This is a genomic window from Pseudomonas allokribbensis (assembly GCF_014863605.1).
Classification (GTDB): Bacteria; Pseudomonadota; Gammaproteobacteria; order Pseudomonadales; family Pseudomonadaceae; genus Aquipseudomonas; species Aquipseudomonas allokribbensis.
On record NZ_CP062252.1, the window covers coordinates 4265074 to 4281987 of the forward strand.

Sequence of the window (16914 nt, forward strand, 5' to 3'; positions counted from 1 at the left end):
GTTCAACCCTTGTCAGCCTTGCCGGCGGCGGCGGCGAATTTCGCCAGGCGTACATCGAGGTGCCGAGGTCGCCGCCCGTGATCCTCGGCGCGCTCCTTGCGGCGAATGGCATTGCGCACCATCAGCGAACCGAGATAGCGGATAGGCTCAGGCGGAAAGTAACCCAACGGCCCGTTGACCAGCGGCGAACGCGTCCACGGGTTGTCGAGACCTAGCACCAACGAGGCGAGAATCTGCCCGCCCATGTGACACGGTCCAACCCCACTGCCGGAATAACCGAACCCGTAGAACACGTTGCCGCTGGCACTCATCTGGCCGAAAAACGGCAGGCCGGTGACCGAACGATCCGACGGGCCATTCCACGTTGCGTCGACCTTCACATCGGCGAAGGCCGGGAAAAAATCGTCGAGGCTGCGCTTGAGCAACCCGGCGTAAGGCGATGGTTGATCAAACACCGGCAGCATCCGCCCGCCGTAAGCGAAGGTGTTGCCGCCTTTGCCGAGCATGATCCGGCCGTCCGGGGTGTTGTGGTAGTAGTGAACGAAAATCCGCGAATCAAGCACGGTCACGCCGCTGGTCAAACCGATTTCCTGCAACAGCTCCGGGCGCGGCTCGGTGATCAGCATGTCGCTGGAGACAATCGCCACGCTGCGTTCGAACTGCGGAAAAGCCCGCGCCATCCAGGCATTCATCGCCAGCACCACGCGGTCGGCGACCACACTGCCGCTGGCCGTCTGGAGGCGCGCCGGACGCCCTTCCTCCAGTCCCGTCATTGCAGTGTTTTCATGGATCTTCACGCCCAGTTGCAACGCGACCCGACGCAACCCACGCACCAGTTTGCCCGGCTGGACACTGGCGGCGGCCGGCGAGAACCAGCCTTCCAGATGCTTGTCTGAACCGGCCATGCGCTGAACATCGGCAACCGGACGTTGGGTGAACGAGTTGATGCTGTTGCGCTCAAGCGCCGCAATCACCGCGTCGGTCGAGCCGCATTGCGCACGATTGGTCGCGGTGTAAAGCGTGCCGTCCAACCGGTAATCGGCATCGACGCCGTACTGCTCGCAGAACTCGCCAATGGCGTGAATGCTGCGTTCGGATTCCTTGACCAGCCGCACCGCTTCTTCAACGCCGAACAGCCGCTCGAGGGTGAAGTACTTCGCCGACCACGACAGCGCACAACCGCCATTGCGCCCACTGGCGCCGGCACCGCAGATGTCGGCCTCGATCAGCAACACATCGAGTTCGGGGTTCTGTTGCTTGAGCATGATTGCCGTCCACAAACCGGTGTAACCGCCACCGACGATGCACACGTCGGTGCGCACTTCGCCTTGCAGCGGCGGGCACGGTTCGGACGAATCGAGTTGCAAGGCCTGCTCCAGCCAAAACGGTCTCATGAAAATTCTCCAGTCAGTCGGCCACGGCACAGCCTGCCGCGAACACCGCAGCAGGCCGCGAGGCAGGGTTTGTTCAGTTACGCAGGGGTTTGATGGTCAGGGCACGATTGGGCACGTAGGCACGCGGTTCCATGACGCCGACCGGGCGGCTGTTCCAGTGCGGAATCAGCACCAGCGCCGAGAACAGCGCACAACCGGCGAAGACGATGAACACCGTCACGGAGTCGAAGTAACCCGGCAGCAAACCACCGAGCACCGCACCGACCGAGCCGCAGCCGTTGACGAATCCGGCCGCCGTGGCGCCAGCCTTGGCTTTGCCGAAGTCGATGGCGGCTGCACCGCTGATCATCGAATCCGGGCCGTACAGGGTCAGGCCCATCACGAACAGCAGCGCCACCACCAGCATCACGCTGCCGGTATGCAAGGCGCCCATGAACAGCGCCAGGGTTACGGTCAGCGCCAGCAGGCTCAGTACGCAGGCCGGCATGCGCCGGGCGCCGAACAGTTTGTCCGAGGCCATGCCGATCATGATCGGGCCTAAAAGACCTGCCAGTTCAAACGAGGTCGGAATGATCGCCGCGCCGACCTTGCCCACGGTGGGCATCTGTTCAAAGACGATCACCGGGCCCCACAAGAGGATCGCGTAACGCGCCGGTTTCAACAGGAAGTACGCCAGCCCCAGGACCAACACCGTGCGGTTTCGAAGGATTTCCTTGAGCGGCTCCCACACGCTGAGTTTGCTGTTGGCTTCAGTTTCCTCGGCGCTGAGCTCCGGCTCCGGCTCCACCGCCGGCAGGCCGACATCTTCCGGTTTGTTGCGCTGAAAGAGGAAGAACAACACCGCCACTGCCGCGACCACCGCCGCACTGGAAATGAACGCCGCGTGCCAGGTGCCGACCAGCGTGTACGCCCACCAACCGGCGAACGGCGAGGCCACCAATCCACCGAAGGCGTAGCAGGAACTCCACAACCCGAGCACTCGCCCGCGCTGTTCCGAAGGGAAAAAACTACCGAGGTTCTTGCACAGCCCCGACCATCCGGTGGACTGCGCCAGCCCTTGAATCAACATGCAGGTGGCGAAGATCGGCAAAGTCGCAAAACTGCCCATCACCAACGCCGCCGCAGCGGAAATAAGCAACCCACCGAGCACCACGACCCTTGGACCAAAGCGGTCGGCGAGCATGCCCCAGGTGAACTGGCCAATGGCGTAGGCCGCCAGGTAAATCGCGTCGAGGTTGGCCATGGCCATTTTGTCGAGCATGAAGGTGGGGTCTTCGGCGATGCCCAGTTTGGCCACCGAAAAGGCTTTGCGGGTGAAATAAAACGCGGCGTAAGCGAGCCAGGTAACAGCGAAGATCTGCATGCGCCAACGCGCAAGGGTGCCGATGTGCTTGTTCATTGTGGTTCTGACCTCAGGGTGTGAGTGTGCCGGCAGAATCGTTAAGTAAACGCCTGTGTTTTTTATTGTTGAGCACTGCGATATCACCCCGTCCCTTCGGCGATACCGGTCAGATGAGTCCTGGTGTTGCACGCACAGGCTCATGGCCAGCGTCGCTGCCCGACCGGGCAGTCAGCGTTGGCGTGAGCCGATCAAAGCAATTACTGTTTAATAAATAAAATCGATTTATCGTATTTCACACATAAGCTCAGCTTGTTAATGGAGTCTGCGATGTCTGTTTCCCACGCCCAGCTCAAAGCCTTTCACGCCGTGGCCGTGCACGGAAGCTTCACCAAGGCCGCCGAGCGGCTTTATCTGACGCAACCGGCGATTTCCGATCAAGTGCGCAAGCTGGAAGAGCGCTTCGGCGTGTTGCTGTTCCATCGCAACAAACGCTCGGTGCGCCTGACGGATCTGGGCGAACGCCTCCTGGCAATCACCCAGCGCCTGTTCGTGGTTGAGGCCGAAGCTCAGGAGTTATTGCAGGAATCCCAGGCCTTGCAGACCGGCAGCCTGATTCTGGCGGTGGATGCGCCGGTGCATGTGTTGCCGCAGATCGCCCGGTTCTGCGAGCGCTACCCGGGGATCAGCGTGAAGATCGAGACCGGCAACACCGATGAATCGCTGTTCCGTCTGTTCAACTATCAGGCTGATCTGGCGTTGCTCGGGCGTGATGTCAGCGATGAGCGCCTTCTGTGCGTACCGCTGCGCAATGATCCGATGGTGGCATTCGTCTCGCGCCATCATCCGTGGGCCGAGCGCGAGTCGATCTGCCTGGAAGATCTGGACGACACGCCGCTGGTGCTGCGCGAACACGGCTCAGTGACCCGCCAGACCCTGGAAGAAGAAATGGCCCGCGCCGGTTTCCGCATCCGCCCGGCGATTCAGGTCGAAGGCCGGGAAGCCGCGCGGGAAGCGGTGGTCGTGGGAATTGGCGTGGGGGTGGTGTCGGCGGCGGAGTTTGGTGCGGACTCACGGGTCTGCGCGCTGCCGATCACTGATTGCACCCGCCGATTGACGGAGACGCTGGTGTGCCTGCGCGAGCAGAGTTCGCGGCGGGTGGTGGCGACGTTTCTCGAGATGGTGCGCGAAAGCCTCCTGTAGATCGTTCCCACGCCGAGCGTGGGAACGATCAGGTGGGGGCCAACCCGAAAAACGCCTGAATCAAGCGCAACTCCCGCCGCCGCTCCACGCAGCCGATCATGTGCCGATTGACCAGCCCCTCGCCGGCAATCGGAATCGCCACCACTCGCGGGTCATGGCTGACTTCAACCGATGACACCACGCCAACCCCCAGTTCAGCCGCCACCGCTTCCGTCACCGCCTCACGGCTGTCCAGTTCCAGCAACACCCGTGGACTGACCGACGCCTGTGCACAGGCCTGATCGAAGGTGCGCCGGGTAATCGAACTCGGCTCGCGCAAGACCATGATCACCTGGTCCAGCTCCTTGAGCCTGACTTCGCCGCTGCGCGTCGCCCACGGATGCGCGGCCGGCACCAGTGCGCAGATCCGCGATTCGCTCAGCGCTTGCAGGTGCAGGCCCTTGCGCGGCTCGACTTCGGTCAGCACCGCCACGTCCGCATGTTCGGACAACAACGCCGCCAGGGTTTCCTGGGCATTGCCCAACCGCAGGTTCACGGTGATCCCCGGATACCGCGCCCGCAGGCTGGCGAGCATCGGCATGACCATGTGCGGACCGTCCGCCGCCACCTCAAGTCGCCCGGTGAGCAACTGCCGGTTGGCTTCAAGCAGCGCCTGGGCCTCTTCGGCCATGCCGAACATCGCCCGGGTGATCGCCGCCAGTTTGGTGCCCTCCTCCGTCAACTCGACCCGGCGTGCCGTCCGTCGCAACAGCGTGATCTGGTAATGCTCCTCGAGCGCCTTGATGTGCCCGGTGACCGCCGGCTGGCTGATAAACAGGCGTGCGGCGGCACGGGTGAAGCTGCCTTCCCGGGCCACGGCGTCGAAGGCGCGGAGCTGGAACAGGTTCATGAATAACCCTCACTGATGGCTGGCATAACAACAAACAATTTGATTGATGATCCGCCGAATTGCAACGTATGCCCCGTAGCTTCATCCCACAGCGCTATCGCGAGGACACACGAATGAGTACTGCCGCACCCATCCTGCTCACTCCCGGCCCGTTGACCACCTCGGCCCGCACCCGCCAGGCGATGATGGTCGACTGGGGTTCATGGGATGACCGCTTCAACCAATTGACCGCCAGCCTGTGCGAGCAACTGCTGGCCATCCTCAACGGCGCCGACAGCCACCACTGTGTGCCTTTGCAGGGCAGCGGCACCTTCGCCGTCGAAGCCGCGATCGGCACCCTCGTCCCCCGCGACGGCAAGGTGCTGGTGCTGATCAACGGCGCCTACGGCAAGCGCCTGGCGAAAATCTGCGAAGTGCTGGGCCGCTCGTTCAGCACCTTTGAAACCGCTGAAGATGAACCGACCACCGCCGCCGACGTCGACCGCCTGCTGCGCGCCGACAGCGACATCACCCACGTCGCGCTGATCCACTGCGAAACCAGCACCGGCATCCTCAATCCACTGCCGGAGATCGCTCAGGTCGTCGAGCAACACGGCAAAAGCCTGATCATTGATGCCATGAGCTCGTTCGGCGCCTTGCCGGTGGATGCGCAAAAAGTCCCGTTCGATGCACTGATCGCCGCTTCCGGCAAATGCCTGGAAGGCGTGCCGGGCATGGGCTTCGTGTTTGCCCGCAAGGAACCCCTGGCCGCTGCCGCCGGCAACTCCCATTCGCTGGCGATGGACCTGTTCGACCAGCACAGCTACATGAAGAAGACCGGCCAATGGCGCTTCACCCCGCCGACCCACGTGGTCGCGGCGCTGCACGAAGCCCTGCTGCAATACAACGAAGAAGGTGGCCTGCCGGCACGGCATGCGCGTTACGCCGCCAACTGCCAGGCGCTGATGGAAGAGATGGGCAAACTCGGCTTGCGCAGCTTCCTGCCCGCCGCCATCCAGGCACCGATCATCGCCACGTTCCATGCACCAAAGGATCCGCGCTACCAGTTCAAGGACTTCTACGAACGGGTCAAGGCCAAGGGATACATCCTCTACCCCGGCAAGCTGACCCAGGTCGAAACCTTCCGCGTCGGCTGCATCGGCCACGTCACCCCGGCGCAGATGCGTGAAGCCGTCTCGGCAGTGGGTGAAGTACTGCGCGAGATGGAAGTGCTCGACATCTGATTCATCCGGCCCGCTCCCCCATTTGAATTGCATTGCCCACTCAGGAATTTGATTGCCATGAACTACAACAACCCAAGCAAACTGCAAGCCGCCATCCTCGACTGGGCCGGCACCGTGGTCGATTTCGGCTCTTTTGCACCGACCCAGATCTTCGTTGAAGCCTTCGCCGAGTTCGACGTCCAGGTGTCCATCGAAGAAGCTCGCGGCCCGATGGGCATGGGCAAGTGGGATCACATCCGCACCCTGTGCGATCAGCCGCAAGTAGCCGAGCGCTATCGCAAGGCGTTCGGCCGCACCCCGACCGATGATGACGTCACCGCGATCTACAACCGCTTCATGCCGCTGCAGATCGAGAAGATCGCCGAGCACTCGGCGCTGATTCCCGGCGCACTGGAGACCATCGCCAACCTGCGCCAGCAAGGGATCAAGATCGGCTCCTGCTCCGGCTATCCGAAGCAAGTGATGGACAAGGTCGTGGAACTGGCCGCCAGCAACGGCTACATCGCCGACCACGTCGTGGCCACCGACGAAGTGCCGAACGGCCGCCCATGGCCTGCTCAAGCGCTGGCCAACGTGATTGCGCTGGGCATCGACGATGTCGCCGCCTGCGTGAAGATCGACGACACCGTGCCGGGGATTCTTGAAGGTCGTCGTGCCGGGATGTGGACCGTGGCGCTGATCTGCTCCGGCAACGCGCTGGGCCTGGATTACGAAGGCTACCGCGCACTGGGCAGCGACGCGCTGGCCAGCGAACGCAAGCGCATTCACGCGCTGTTCGAAGGTTCGCGTCCGCACTACATGATCGACACCATCACCGATCTGCCGGAAGTGATCGCCGACATCAACAAGCGTCTGGCCAACGGTGAAATGCCGCAAAGCAGCTGATAACGCAGCCTGCGGCAAACAGAAACGCCAGTGTCTGCGCGACACTGGCGTTTTTTTATGGGCAAACCCCTGATTTCGCGCAATGAAAGAGTTTTTAGACACGCGCAAATCGGCCAAAGCGGATTACAGTTAAAGCATGCCGTCGCTCAAGAACGGCACGTTTCGACCCTGATCCGTGAGGAAATACCGTATGCCGTGGACAAGTTCCGAATCACGCTACAGCACCGTGTCAGTCCTGTTGCACTGGTTGATGCTGGTGTTGTTGGTGCTGGTGTATGCCAGCATGGAATTGCGAGGCATCTTTCCCAAGGGCAGTGGTGGCCGCTCGCTGATCCGTGAAGCGCATTACATGCTCGGCCTGACCGTGTTCGTGCTGGTGTGGTTTCGCCTGCTGGCCCGCAGCATCGGCCCGGCACCGAAAATCTTCCCGGCTTCACCGCAATGGCAGACCGCACTGGCCCGACTGATGCACTGGGCGCTGTACCTGTTCATGATCAGCATGCCGATTCTTGGCTGGCTGATTACCAGCGCCGAAGGTCATCAAGTGATGTTCTACGGTTTCGACCTGCCGTTGCTGGTGCAAGAGGACAAAGCCTTCGCCAAGCAGGTTGAACACTGGCACGTGTTGATCGGCAATATCGGCTACTGGCTGATCGGCCTGCACGCGCTGGCAGGGCTGTATCACCACTACGTGGTAGGCGATAACACACTGCTGCGGATGATGCCCAAGCGCAACCAGGTTTAGCCGTCGAATCCACGCCGGCCCTGCAAGCCGCCGGTGTGGACGAAGATCAGTCGCGTTCCACGGGCAAAGCGGCCCGCCTCGATCTGCTGTTTGAGCGCCAGCAAGGCCTTGCCGGTGTACAGCGGTTCGAGGGGAATGCCGCTGGCCAGTTCAGTCTGTGCGATGAACTCAAGCAGCGGCGCATCGACTTTGGCGAAACCGCCACGGCTGGCGTCGATCAGTTCGTAGCCTGCGATGTCACCGACAATCGCTTCGACGTTGGCCGCGACGCCGTGATCGTCGGGCACGGCCATGGCGCCATACACCGGGTGTTTACCCGCCTCCGCCAGAACCAGTCCCGCGAGCGTGGTGCCAGTGCCGCACGCCAGCCACCAACCGTCATGGTCGTCCCAACCGAGCTTGCCCATTTGCTCACTGACCTGATCCTTGAGTGATGCGCAACCCAGCGCACCCGGTAATCCCCCGCCACCTTCGGGCACCGGATGCAGCGTCGGATATTGCGCCAGCCACGGCTGCCAGAACCCCGGCTCGTGCCGCGCCCGGTAGCCACCAAAACCGAGCCAGTGCAGCTGCATGTCAAAGTCCTGCAGATCCCTGACCGTCGGCGTGTCCTGCGGATGCCCGCGCAGCAAACCGACCGTTGCGAATCCCAAGCGCTTGCCCGCCGCAGCCAGTGCATGCAGATGATTGGAGTGCGCACCGCCCAGGCTGATGATGCCTTCGGCGCCCGCACGGTCGGCGGCTTTGAGGTGTTCGACGAGTTTGAACCACTTGTTGCCGCTGATCAGCGGGTCGATCCGGTCCAGACGCAGAATCGCGACTTCAATGCCGGCGGCAGTGAGCCAGTCCAGATGAAGGGGTTCGAGAGGGGCTGGGGCCAGCCAGTCGGTGGGAGGCAGAAACATGAAGGCCGGCTCTGTGCAAAGAGCCGGCATTCTAGGGTGGATCAGAGCTCGGCGGCCAGACGCGAACCCTGATTGATCGCACGCTTGGCATCCAGCTCGGCCGCCACATCGGCGCCGCCGATCAGGTGCACGTTCTGCCCGGCTGCCACCAGCCCTTCTTGCAGCTCGCGCAGCGGATCCTGACCAGCGCAGATGACGATGTTGTCCACCGGCAGCACTTGTGGCTCGCCGGTTTCGCCGATGCGGATATGCAAGCCTTCGTCGTCGATCTTCAGGTACTCGACGCTGTTGAGCATCTGCACCTGCTTGTTCTTCAGACCGGTACGGTGAATCCAGCCGGTGGTCTTGCCCAGACCGTCGCCGACCTTGGATTTCTTGCGTTGCAGCAGGAACACGTCACGGGCCGGTGCATGCGGTGCAGCCTTGATCCCGGCCACACCACCACGGGCCTCGAGGTGGGTGTCGATGCCCCACTCTTTCCAGAACGCAGCGCGATCCTGGCTGGTGGCCACGCCTTCATGGACGAGGAATTCCGACACGTCGAAACCGATACCGCCGGCGCCGATCACCGCCACCCGCTTGCCGACCGGTTTGCGCTCGAGCAGCACATCCAGATAGCTCAGCACTTTGGCATTCTCGACGCCCGGAATCGCCGGCAGGCGCGGTGCAATACCGGTCGCCAGGATGACTTCGTCGTAACCGCCCTCTACCAGTTTCGCCACATCGACTCGGGTGTTCAGGCACACCTCGACGTTGGTGATCTGCAACTTGCGTTTGAAGTAGCGCAGGGTTTCGTAGAACTCTTCCTTGCCCGGCACACGCTTGGCGACGTTGAACTGACCGCCGATCTCGCTGGCCGAATCGAACAAGGTCACCTGATGCCCGCGCTCAGCGGCAACAGTGGCGGCGGACAGACCGGCAGGGCCGGCACCGACCACGGCAATCTTCTTGATCTGCTTGACCGGCAGGTAGTTGAGCTCGGTCTCGTGGCAGGCACGCGGGTTGACCAGGCAACTGGTGAGCTTGCCACCGAAAGTGTGATCGAGGCAGGCCTGGTTGCAGCCGATGCAGGTGTTGATTTCATCGGCGCGGCCTTCGGCGGCCTTGTTGACGAAGTCCGGGTCGGCGAGGAACGGGCGCGCCATCGACACCATGTCGGCATCGCCTTCGGCGAGGATCTGCTCGGCGACTTCCGGGGTGTTGATACGGTTGGTGGTGATCAGCGGAATGCTCACCGAACCCCGCAGCTTGGCCGTGACCTTGCTGAACGCAGCACGCGGCACTTTGGTGGCGATGGTCGGAATCCGTGCTTCGTGCCAGCCGATGCCGGTGTTGATGATGGTCGCGCCGGCCTGCTCGATGGCTTTGGCCAGGGTGACGATCTCTTCCCAGGTGCTGCCGCCTTCCACCAGATCGAGCATCGACAGGCGGAAGATGATGATGAAGTTCAGGCCGACCGCTTCACGCACCCGGCGAACGATTTCCACTGGCAGGCGCATGCGGTTTTCGTAGCTGCCGCCCCAGCGGTCGGTACGATGGTTGGTGTGAGCCGCGAGGAACTGGTTGATGAAGTAGCCTTCGGAACCCATGATTTCCACGCCGTCGTACTCGGCGGTCTGGGCCAGTACCGAGCAGGTGACGAAATCGCTGATCTGCTTCTCGATGCCTTCCTCGTCCAGCTCCTTGGGCTTGAACGGGTTGATCGGCGCCTGAATCGCGCTCGGTGCGACCTGTTTCGGGCTGTAGGCATAACGGCCGGCGTGGAGGATCTGCATGCAGATCTTGCCGCCCGCCTCATGCACGGCGCGGGTGACGATGCGGTGCTTGAGCGCTTCTTCCTCGGTGGTCAGCTTGGCTGCACCGGAGTACACGCCGCCCTCGTCGTTCGGGCCGATACCGCCGGTGACCATCAGGCCGACGCCGCCACGGGCACGTTCGGCGAAGTACGCCGCCATGCGTTCGAAACCACCCGGCTTCTCTTCAAGGCCGGTGTGCATCGAGCCCATCAGGGTGCGGTTGCGCAACGTGGTGAATCCCAGGTCCAGCGGGGCCAGCAGGTGCGGGTAAGTGGCGGTCATCGGTAACTCCACAGCGAGCGATCACGGAAAATGCGGGAGCTCTGCGTCCCCCGTCAGTCATGTTCGACAGACTAAGAGTCGCATCGCTGTCACTCAATGACCGTAACTGACAAGTTATTGATCCAAATGCGCAGCGCCCCTTGGCAAGCGCAGGCATGGGCCCTACCCTAGTCGCACACCCTGTACCCGGCTGTTGTTGGATTTCATGCGCAAACTTTTGTACCTGACCTTTTCCATGGCGCTTGTCGCCGCGCTTACCTTCTACGCCATGTGGGCGGCTGACCGCCCGGCCGGTCATTACCTGTCGGACCTGCGGATCAAACTGGCGGTCGATCAAGGCACCCGAGCCGACCGTGGCAACCTGCTGGGGATTCAGCCGGAACTGTTCCCGACCGACTATCAAAGCTCCGAACGCCTGCACCGCAAACTCGCCGCTTATTTGCAGCAGGCTCAGGATCAGGGTTTGCTCAATGATAAAACCATCGTGGTATTGCCCGAGCATGTCGGCACCTGGCTGATGATCAGTGGCGAGAAAGACGAGTTGTACCAGGCCCCCACCCTCGCCGAAGCGATGAACTGGCTGGCCGCCAGCAATCCGTTGCAATTCGCCCGCGCCTGGCTCACCGCCAGGGGCAGCAGCCGTCTGGATGACGCCCACTTGCGGATGAAATCCCGAGACATGGCCAAGGACTATCAGCTGCTGTTCGGCGGTCTGGCCAAGGAATTCCACATCACCCTGGTCGCCGGCTCGATCGTGCTTCCGGAACCGAACATCATCGACGGCCGGCTCAAGGTCGGCAATGGCGCGCTGTACAACACCAGCGTGGTGTTCGGTCGTGACGGCGCCCCGCTCGGTCAGCCACAGCGGCAGATGCGCCCGATCTTCGATCAGGATGACACGATGCCATCCAACGATGTCTCCCGGATCAATGTGATCGATACCCCGGCCGGGCGCCTCGGCGTGCTGATCGGCAACGACAGCTGGTACCCGGACAACTATCGCAGACTCGACGAGCAAGGCGCGCAACTGATTGCGGTGCCCGCGTTCGTCATCGGTCATGGCGTGTGGGATCTGCCTTGGCAGGGCTACAGAGGTTTGAACGTGCCAGACTCGGTCAGCCTCAAACCGGGAGAGGTCAGTGAAGGCCAGGCCTGGCACCGCTTGACCCTGACGGCACAACCACCGGGCAGCCGGGCGATTGCCGGCATGAGCGTGTTCCTGCGCGGGCAGTTCTGGGACAAGCCAAGCTCCGGGCAGAGCTTCCTCAGCAGCAACGGCCAGCAGTTCGCCGACGGTGAAGCCCGTGGCGCGCGCTTGCTGAACCTCTGGTTGTAAACCATGAAGCCGCTGCCGATGCGCCTCGGGGATCTGTCAGTGGGCTTCGTCCATAGCCTCGCTGATGCCGTGCGCAGCCATGACGCCGACCCGCAACCGCTGCTCGAACAATACGGCCTCGACGCAGCACGGCTGGCCGAGGCCGGGGCACGCCTGTCGATCCCGCGCTACATGCGCCTGGGCCATGGCGCGATCCAATTGACCGGCGATCCGGCACTCGGATTGCGCATGGGCCAGCTCAGTCGACTGAGCCAGGCGGGATTGGCCGGCGTCACCGCAGCGCAGGCACCGACCGTGCGCGAAGCCGCCCGCTGCCTGACGCGCTTCGAACCGTTGTACGGTTCCAATTATCGCGGCCAGTCGAGTTTCCACGAGGATGCCAGCGGTGCCTGGCTGCGCTTCTACTCGATCAGCCCGTACAACGCCTACAACCGCTTTGTGGTGGATTCGATCATCGCTGGCTGGCTGCATCAGTTGTCCAGCGTCAGCCCCGAACCGCTGCGCGCCGAACGGATCGAGATCGAATTCGACACCCCGGATTATCGCGACGCCTACGCCGTACTCGGCGACTGCCCGATCCAGTTCGGCGCCGAGCACAATCAGCTGCGTCTGAGCCTCACCAGCCTGGCCGCACGCAACCCGGAGCATTGCCCCAGCACCTGGAAGCATCTGCTGCAACTGTGTGATCGGGAACTGGAACAATTGACACGAACCCGCAGCCTGCGCGAACGCATCACGCAATTGCTCGGACCGTTGCTCAATGGCGGTCGTGAACCCGACCTGGAAGAAGTGGCGGCGCGCCTGAAGCTACCGACCTGGACGTTACGGCGAAAGCTGGCCGAAGAAGGCACGCAGTTTCGCGCGATCCTCAACGACACTCGCCGTGATCTGGCGATGACCTACATCCGTGACACTGAACTGGCGTTCGGTGAAATCGCCTACCTGCTGGGTTTTGCCTCGGCCGAAGCTTTCCAGCGCGCCTTCAAGCGCTGGAACGGCCAGACGCCGGGCGAGTTTCGCCGCAGTCACCGCAAGACCGGTTGAAGCGTCAGAGCTCGGTGGCGTCTTCCGCAGGCTCCGGTGAATCCAGTTCGTAGGCCTGGAATTCGAGCAGTTCTTCTTGATAGTCATCCATCGTGTAATCCCCCTAACTGCTTTGCTGAAATGGCCTGGAGCAAATGACCAGTGCCTCGAGCATAAAGTGCCCGTATGAAGGAAAAATGAAACGCAGCCTTCATGAAATAAACGTAGCAGGCGGTCAGGGATTTATCGCGGGGATATTTTCAGAATGTGTGAACCGACATTTCAGATCACACAGAAATCGAAGCAGGAGCGACGTTGCGTCGCTCCCGCAACCGATCAATGCCCGGTTGGCATTGCCGGAATCGGCTCGGACGGCGGTGGCAGATCCGTCGGATTGGCCGGTGGCGTGATGACTTCCGTTGCCGGCGCTGCTGCTGGAACCAGCTCCGAACCTGGTGCCGGGGTGATCGGCGCTGCTTCAGCCGGTGGAACGACCGGCTCTGAACTGACCGGAGCCGGCTCTGCGGGGGCCGGGGTCGCAGCAGGTGCGGCGGCCGGGGCTGGGGCCGGAGTCGGTTCAGCCGCTGGCGTCGGAGCCAATGCGGCCGGCGCTGCCTTGGGTTCCGGCACGCCCAGATCGGCCTTCGGCTTCTCGGTGATGTGCGCAGCTTTCTTCGCATCCGCCGGCAGGAACAGCTCCACCAGAGTGAAGAAGCGCTCGTAGAATTTCTGCGAGGACACGGTTTCGCTGGCCACCTTGACCATCGAGTCGTCAGAGGAGCCGATCGGCATCGACACCGAGCCCAGCACGCCAACCCCCAGGCTGGCCGAGTTGTTGGTCTTCTTCAGCGCGTAGCGGTCCTGCAAGGCGTTGGCGAATACCGTGGCGTGGTGGCCAGCGCTACCATCATCGGCACACACGACGTTGAAGCTGATCTCCAGGTGGGTTTCACCGGTCTGCTGGAAACTCTTGTGTCCGCTGACCAGTTTCGGGTCGCTGCTGGTGATGATGTAGCCTTGGCTGAGCAACGCCCGGCGAGCCGCTTCGCAACTGGCGGTGTCGGTGACCGGGTAATTGCGCGAAAAGGTGCCGGAGTCGTCGAAGTTCTCATGCTCGTAGATAGGCTTGTCCTTGGAGCAGCCGGCAGCGGCGGTCAGCAACAACGCCAACCCGATGAAACGCACGGGAATAGAATTCAACATTAAACATCCTGAGGGAAAAACGGTCCGGGGCGTATTGTGCAACATATCGCTGCCCCGCGGCGTACGGATTAGTGTCTTAAAACAGTTACAACTCTACCGGTCATGGGTGCAGGGAAAAAGGCAAACCGGCCAATGGTCGATGAAAATCCTGTCACCCAGTGATTGATAGGCAAAAAAAAGCCCCGAATGTTCATCCGGGGCTCATTTTTTGTCGCTCAGTCAGGCATCAGAAACGCTTGATGTCCGCTTCGCTTTCCAGCTGCTTGCGGTACGCCGCGAAGTCCTGCTGGCCTTCACGCGAGGCAAGGAAGCGACGGTATTGCGCTTTCTCTTCATCGGTCGGCGCAGCGGCTTCGTTCACAGCGTTCAGGCGCACGATGGTCAGGCTGCCATCAGGCAGTGTCACGCTGCTGAAAGTCGGCTTGTCCTTGCCTGCCGGTTTCGGCATGCGGAACAGTGCTTGCAGCACGGCTGGATCAACACCTTCCTGGGCGCGGGTGGCCGCCTGGGTCACTTTCCAGTTCTGACCGTCGATGGCCTTGTCCAGCGGGGTCTTGCCATCACGCAGACCGGCGATCAGTTGCTCGGCCTTGGTCTTGGCAGCAGCGCTGGCGTGCTCTTTGGCCAACTGGGTGCGAATGGCAGTCGCCACGGCTTCCAGCGGCAGTTGCGCAGGCTTGAGGTGCTCCTTGGCGCGCAGCACGATCACGGTTTCCGGATCCAGCTCGATGGCGGTGCTGTTGGCACCCTCTTCCAGTACTTCGGTGCTGAACGCTGCAGTCACCACGGCGCGGTTGGCTGCAACACCTTCACCACCTTCACGGCCGAACGGCTTGGAGGTGTGCACGGTCAGTTTCAGATCCTGCGCCGGCTGAGCCAGGTCAGACGATTCGAACGAAGAGTCTTCCAGTTGCTTGGTCGCCTCGACGAAACGCTGCTCGACTTGCTGGGTTTTCAGCTCGCGGGTCAACTTGTCTTTCAGGCTGGCGAAAGTCGGAACTTCCGGTGCTTCGACGCCCAGCAGCTTGATCAGGTGGAAACCGAAGTCGGTGCGAACCGGCTCGGACACTTGATCCTTGTTCAACGAATACAGGGCTTTTTCGAAAGCCGGATCGTAAACGCCAGGACCGGCATAACCCAGGTCGCCGCCATTGTTGGCCGACCCCGGATCCTGCGAGAACTCCTTGGCCAGCGCTTCGAACTTCTCACCCTTGGCCAGGCGTGCCTGAATGTCTTCGATCTTCGCCTTGGCCTGAGCCTCGGTGGTCTTGTCATTCACTTCGATCAGAATATGCGCCGCACGACGCTGCTCCGACAGGTTGGCGATCTCTTTCTGATACGCCGCCTGCAGGTCTTCGTCCTTGACGGCGACCTGGTCGAAGAAAGAAGCCTTCTTCAGCTCGAGGTAATCGATGACCACCTGATCCGGGGTCATGAATTCCTTGGCATGTTCGTCGTAGTAAGCCTTGACCTCATCGTCGGTCAGCTTCACTGCCGCCGGGTCAGCCTTGATGCTCAGCGAGGCGAAGTCACGGGTCTGTTTTTCCAGACGGGCGAAGGCCAGCACTTGAGCGTCAGTCACGAAACCGCTGCCCGCCACACCGGCGCGCAGTTGGCCGATCAGCATTTCCTGAGCCAGCATCTGGCGGAATTGCATGCGGCTGTAGCCCAGTTGACGGATCACCTGGTCGAAACGGTCGGAACTGAACTTGCCGTCAACCTGGAATTCAGGTGTTTGCAGGATCACTTGGTCCAGCGCCGCTTCGGAGAAAGCGAACTTCGATTTTTCTGCGCCTTGCAGCAGCAGCTTGCGATCGATCAGACCCTTGAGGGCCGACTCGCGCAGCATTTTTTCGTCGAGCAAGGAAGCATCGAAGTCCTTGCCCAGCTGTTGCATCAGCTGACGGCGTTGCATGTCAACGGCCTGGCTCAGCTCGTTCTGGCTGATTTCTTCACCATTGACCTTGGCCGCCTCGTTGGTGTGAGTCGTGGCCTTGAAAATGGCGTCGAAACCGGTCAGAGCCATCAGTGCAACGATGACCCCGATAATGGTCTTGGCAATCCAGCCTTGTGAATTGTCCCTGATATTCTGCAGCATGCGTCCCCCAGAAACGGTTGAACTTCAAAAATTAGGCAACCGTGGAGCGTGGGTAGAATCCGGATAGAAGAAAGGCGCATCCGAGGATGCGCCTTCTCGTAACTGGCGGAGCGGACAGGGCTCGAACCCTCGATCCCGGTGTAGCAGGCAATTATTCCAAACCGCCTGCTCTACCGCTCCGCTGCCAAGTCAGGCATGACCCCGACCCGGATGGGTAAAAACCTGAATCAAACTTAGTTGACGGCTTCTTTCAGGGCTTTACCGGCTTTGAAACCTGGCTTTTTGGCAGCAGCGATTTCCAGAGTCTTGCCGGTCTGTGGGTTACGACCAACGCGAGCTGGACGATCAGTTACGGAGAAAGTACCGAAACCAACCAGAACTACGGAGTCGCCAGCCTTGAGAGCGCCAGTGACGGATTCGATTACAGCGTCCAGCGCACGGCCAGCAGCAGCTTTCGGGATATCAGCGGATGCAGCGATAGCATCAATCAGTTCCGACTTGTTCACTCTAAGTCCCCTTATATCTATTTGAGTATGATTCTAAGTTTTTTGGTGAAAGCAAAAACGAGTGCTGAATGGCCTACAGACACTTAA

Annotated in this window: 14 protein-coding genes; 6 read left to right on the forward strand and 8 right to left on the reverse strand. The window is 61.4% G+C overall.

All coding sequences use genetic code 11. The annotated features are described in order from the left end of the window. Positions 1-2: 2 nt before the first annotated feature. Both IF199_RS19450 and IF199_RS19455 read right to left on the reverse strand, forming a co-directional pair. A complete protein-coding gene (locus IF199_RS19450; protein WP_192560983.1) occupies positions 3-1400 on the reverse strand; it encodes an FAD-dependent oxidoreductase in 1398 nt (465 codons plus the stop codon). A gap of 67 nt (positions 1401-1467) precedes the next feature. Then, the gene (locus tag IF199_RS19455; RefSeq protein WP_192558445.1) at positions 1468-2793 is read right to left on the reverse strand and encodes an MFS transporter; all 1326 of its coding nucleotides are present in this window, start codon (positions 2791-2793) and stop codon (positions 1468-1470) included. Between the two features lie 270 nt (positions 2794-3063). On the opposite strand from IF199_RS19455, the gene IF199_RS19460 reads away from it, so the two are divergent. Beyond that, positions 3064-3936, forward strand: coding sequence for a LysR family transcriptional regulator (locus IF199_RS19460; RefSeq protein WP_039767551.1), 873 nt, complete (start codon positions 3064-3066; stop codon positions 3934-3936). A 28-nt stretch (positions 3937-3964) separates the two neighbouring features. Here IF199_RS19460 and IF199_RS19465 read toward each other — a convergent pair whose 3' ends face one another. After that, positions 3965-4825: a LysR substrate-binding domain-containing protein gene (locus IF199_RS19465; protein WP_192558446.1), complete on the reverse strand. Its 861-nt coding sequence runs from the start codon at positions 4823-4825 to the stop codon at positions 3965-3967. A 113-nt stretch (positions 4826-4938) separates the two neighbouring features. Between IF199_RS19465 and IF199_RS19470 the strand changes: the two genes are divergently transcribed. From IF199_RS19470 to IF199_RS19480, 3 genes are all read left to right on the forward strand, one after another. Then, positions 4939-6048 carry a 2-aminoethylphosphonate--pyruvate transaminase gene (locus tag IF199_RS19470; RefSeq protein WP_192558447.1) on the forward strand — a complete coding sequence of 370 codons (1110 nt, stop codon included), beginning with the start codon at positions 4939-4941 and terminating at the stop codon, positions 6046-6048. A 57-nt stretch (positions 6049-6105) separates the two neighbouring features. Next, positions 6106-6933: a phosphonoacetaldehyde hydrolase gene (gene phnX / locus IF199_RS19475; protein WP_192558448.1), complete on the forward strand. Its 828-nt coding sequence runs from the start codon at positions 6106-6108 to the stop codon at positions 6931-6933. Positions 6934-7123: 190 nt separating this feature from the next. Beyond that, entirely contained in the window at positions 7124-7678 is a 555-nt protein-coding gene (locus IF199_RS19480; RefSeq protein ID WP_096822327.1) for a cytochrome b, read from the forward strand. On the opposite strand, the gene IF199_RS19485 is transcribed toward IF199_RS19480, so the two are convergent. Both IF199_RS19485 and IF199_RS19490 read right to left on the reverse strand, forming a co-directional pair. After that, positions 7675-8583, reverse strand: coding sequence for a 1-aminocyclopropane-1-carboxylate deaminase/D-cysteine desulfhydrase (locus IF199_RS19485; RefSeq protein WP_192558449.1), 909 nt, complete (start codon positions 8581-8583; stop codon positions 7675-7677). The two genes, IF199_RS19480 and IF199_RS19485, sit on opposite strands and share 4 nt — an antisense overlap. 41 nt (positions 8584-8624) lie before the next feature. Next, entirely contained in the window at positions 8625-10661 is a 2037-nt protein-coding gene (locus IF199_RS19490; protein ID WP_192558450.1) for an oxidoreductase, read from the reverse strand. Between the two features lie 205 nt (positions 10662-10866). On the opposite strand from IF199_RS19490, the gene IF199_RS19495 reads away from it, so the two are divergent. Both IF199_RS19495 and IF199_RS19500 read left to right on the forward strand, forming a co-directional pair. After that, entirely contained in the window at positions 10867-11997 is a 1131-nt protein-coding gene (locus IF199_RS19495) for a carbon-nitrogen hydrolase family protein (RefSeq protein ID WP_192558451.1), read from the forward strand. Between the two features lie 3 nt (positions 11998-12000). Continuing rightward, the gene (locus IF199_RS19500) at positions 12001-13041 is read left to right on the forward strand and encodes an AraC family transcriptional regulator (RefSeq protein WP_192558452.1); all 1041 of its coding nucleotides are present in this window, start codon (positions 12001-12003) and stop codon (positions 13039-13041) included. A 315-nt stretch (positions 13042-13356) separates the two neighbouring features. On the opposite strand, the gene IF199_RS19505 is transcribed toward IF199_RS19500, so the two are convergent. The 3 genes from IF199_RS19505 to IF199_RS19515 all read right to left on the reverse strand — a co-directional run bounded on the left by IF199_RS19505 (position 13357) and on the right by IF199_RS19515 (position 16827). Then, on the reverse strand, positions 13357-14223 hold the full coding sequence (locus IF199_RS19505; protein ID WP_192558453.1) for a DUF2242 domain-containing protein: 867 nt from the start codon (positions 14221-14223) through the stop codon (positions 13357-13359). Between the two features lie 226 nt (positions 14224-14449). Then, the gene (locus tag IF199_RS19510; RefSeq protein ID WP_102621719.1) at positions 14450-16321 is read right to left on the reverse strand and encodes a SurA N-terminal domain-containing protein; all 1872 of its coding nucleotides are present in this window, start codon (positions 16319-16321) and stop codon (positions 14450-14452) included. A 233-nt stretch (positions 16322-16554) separates the two neighbouring features. Next, the gene (locus IF199_RS19515; RefSeq protein ID WP_096822334.1) at positions 16555-16827 is read right to left on the reverse strand and encodes an HU family DNA-binding protein; all 273 of its coding nucleotides are present in this window, start codon (positions 16825-16827) and stop codon (positions 16555-16557) included. Between the last annotated feature and the right edge of the window lie 87 nt (positions 16828-16914).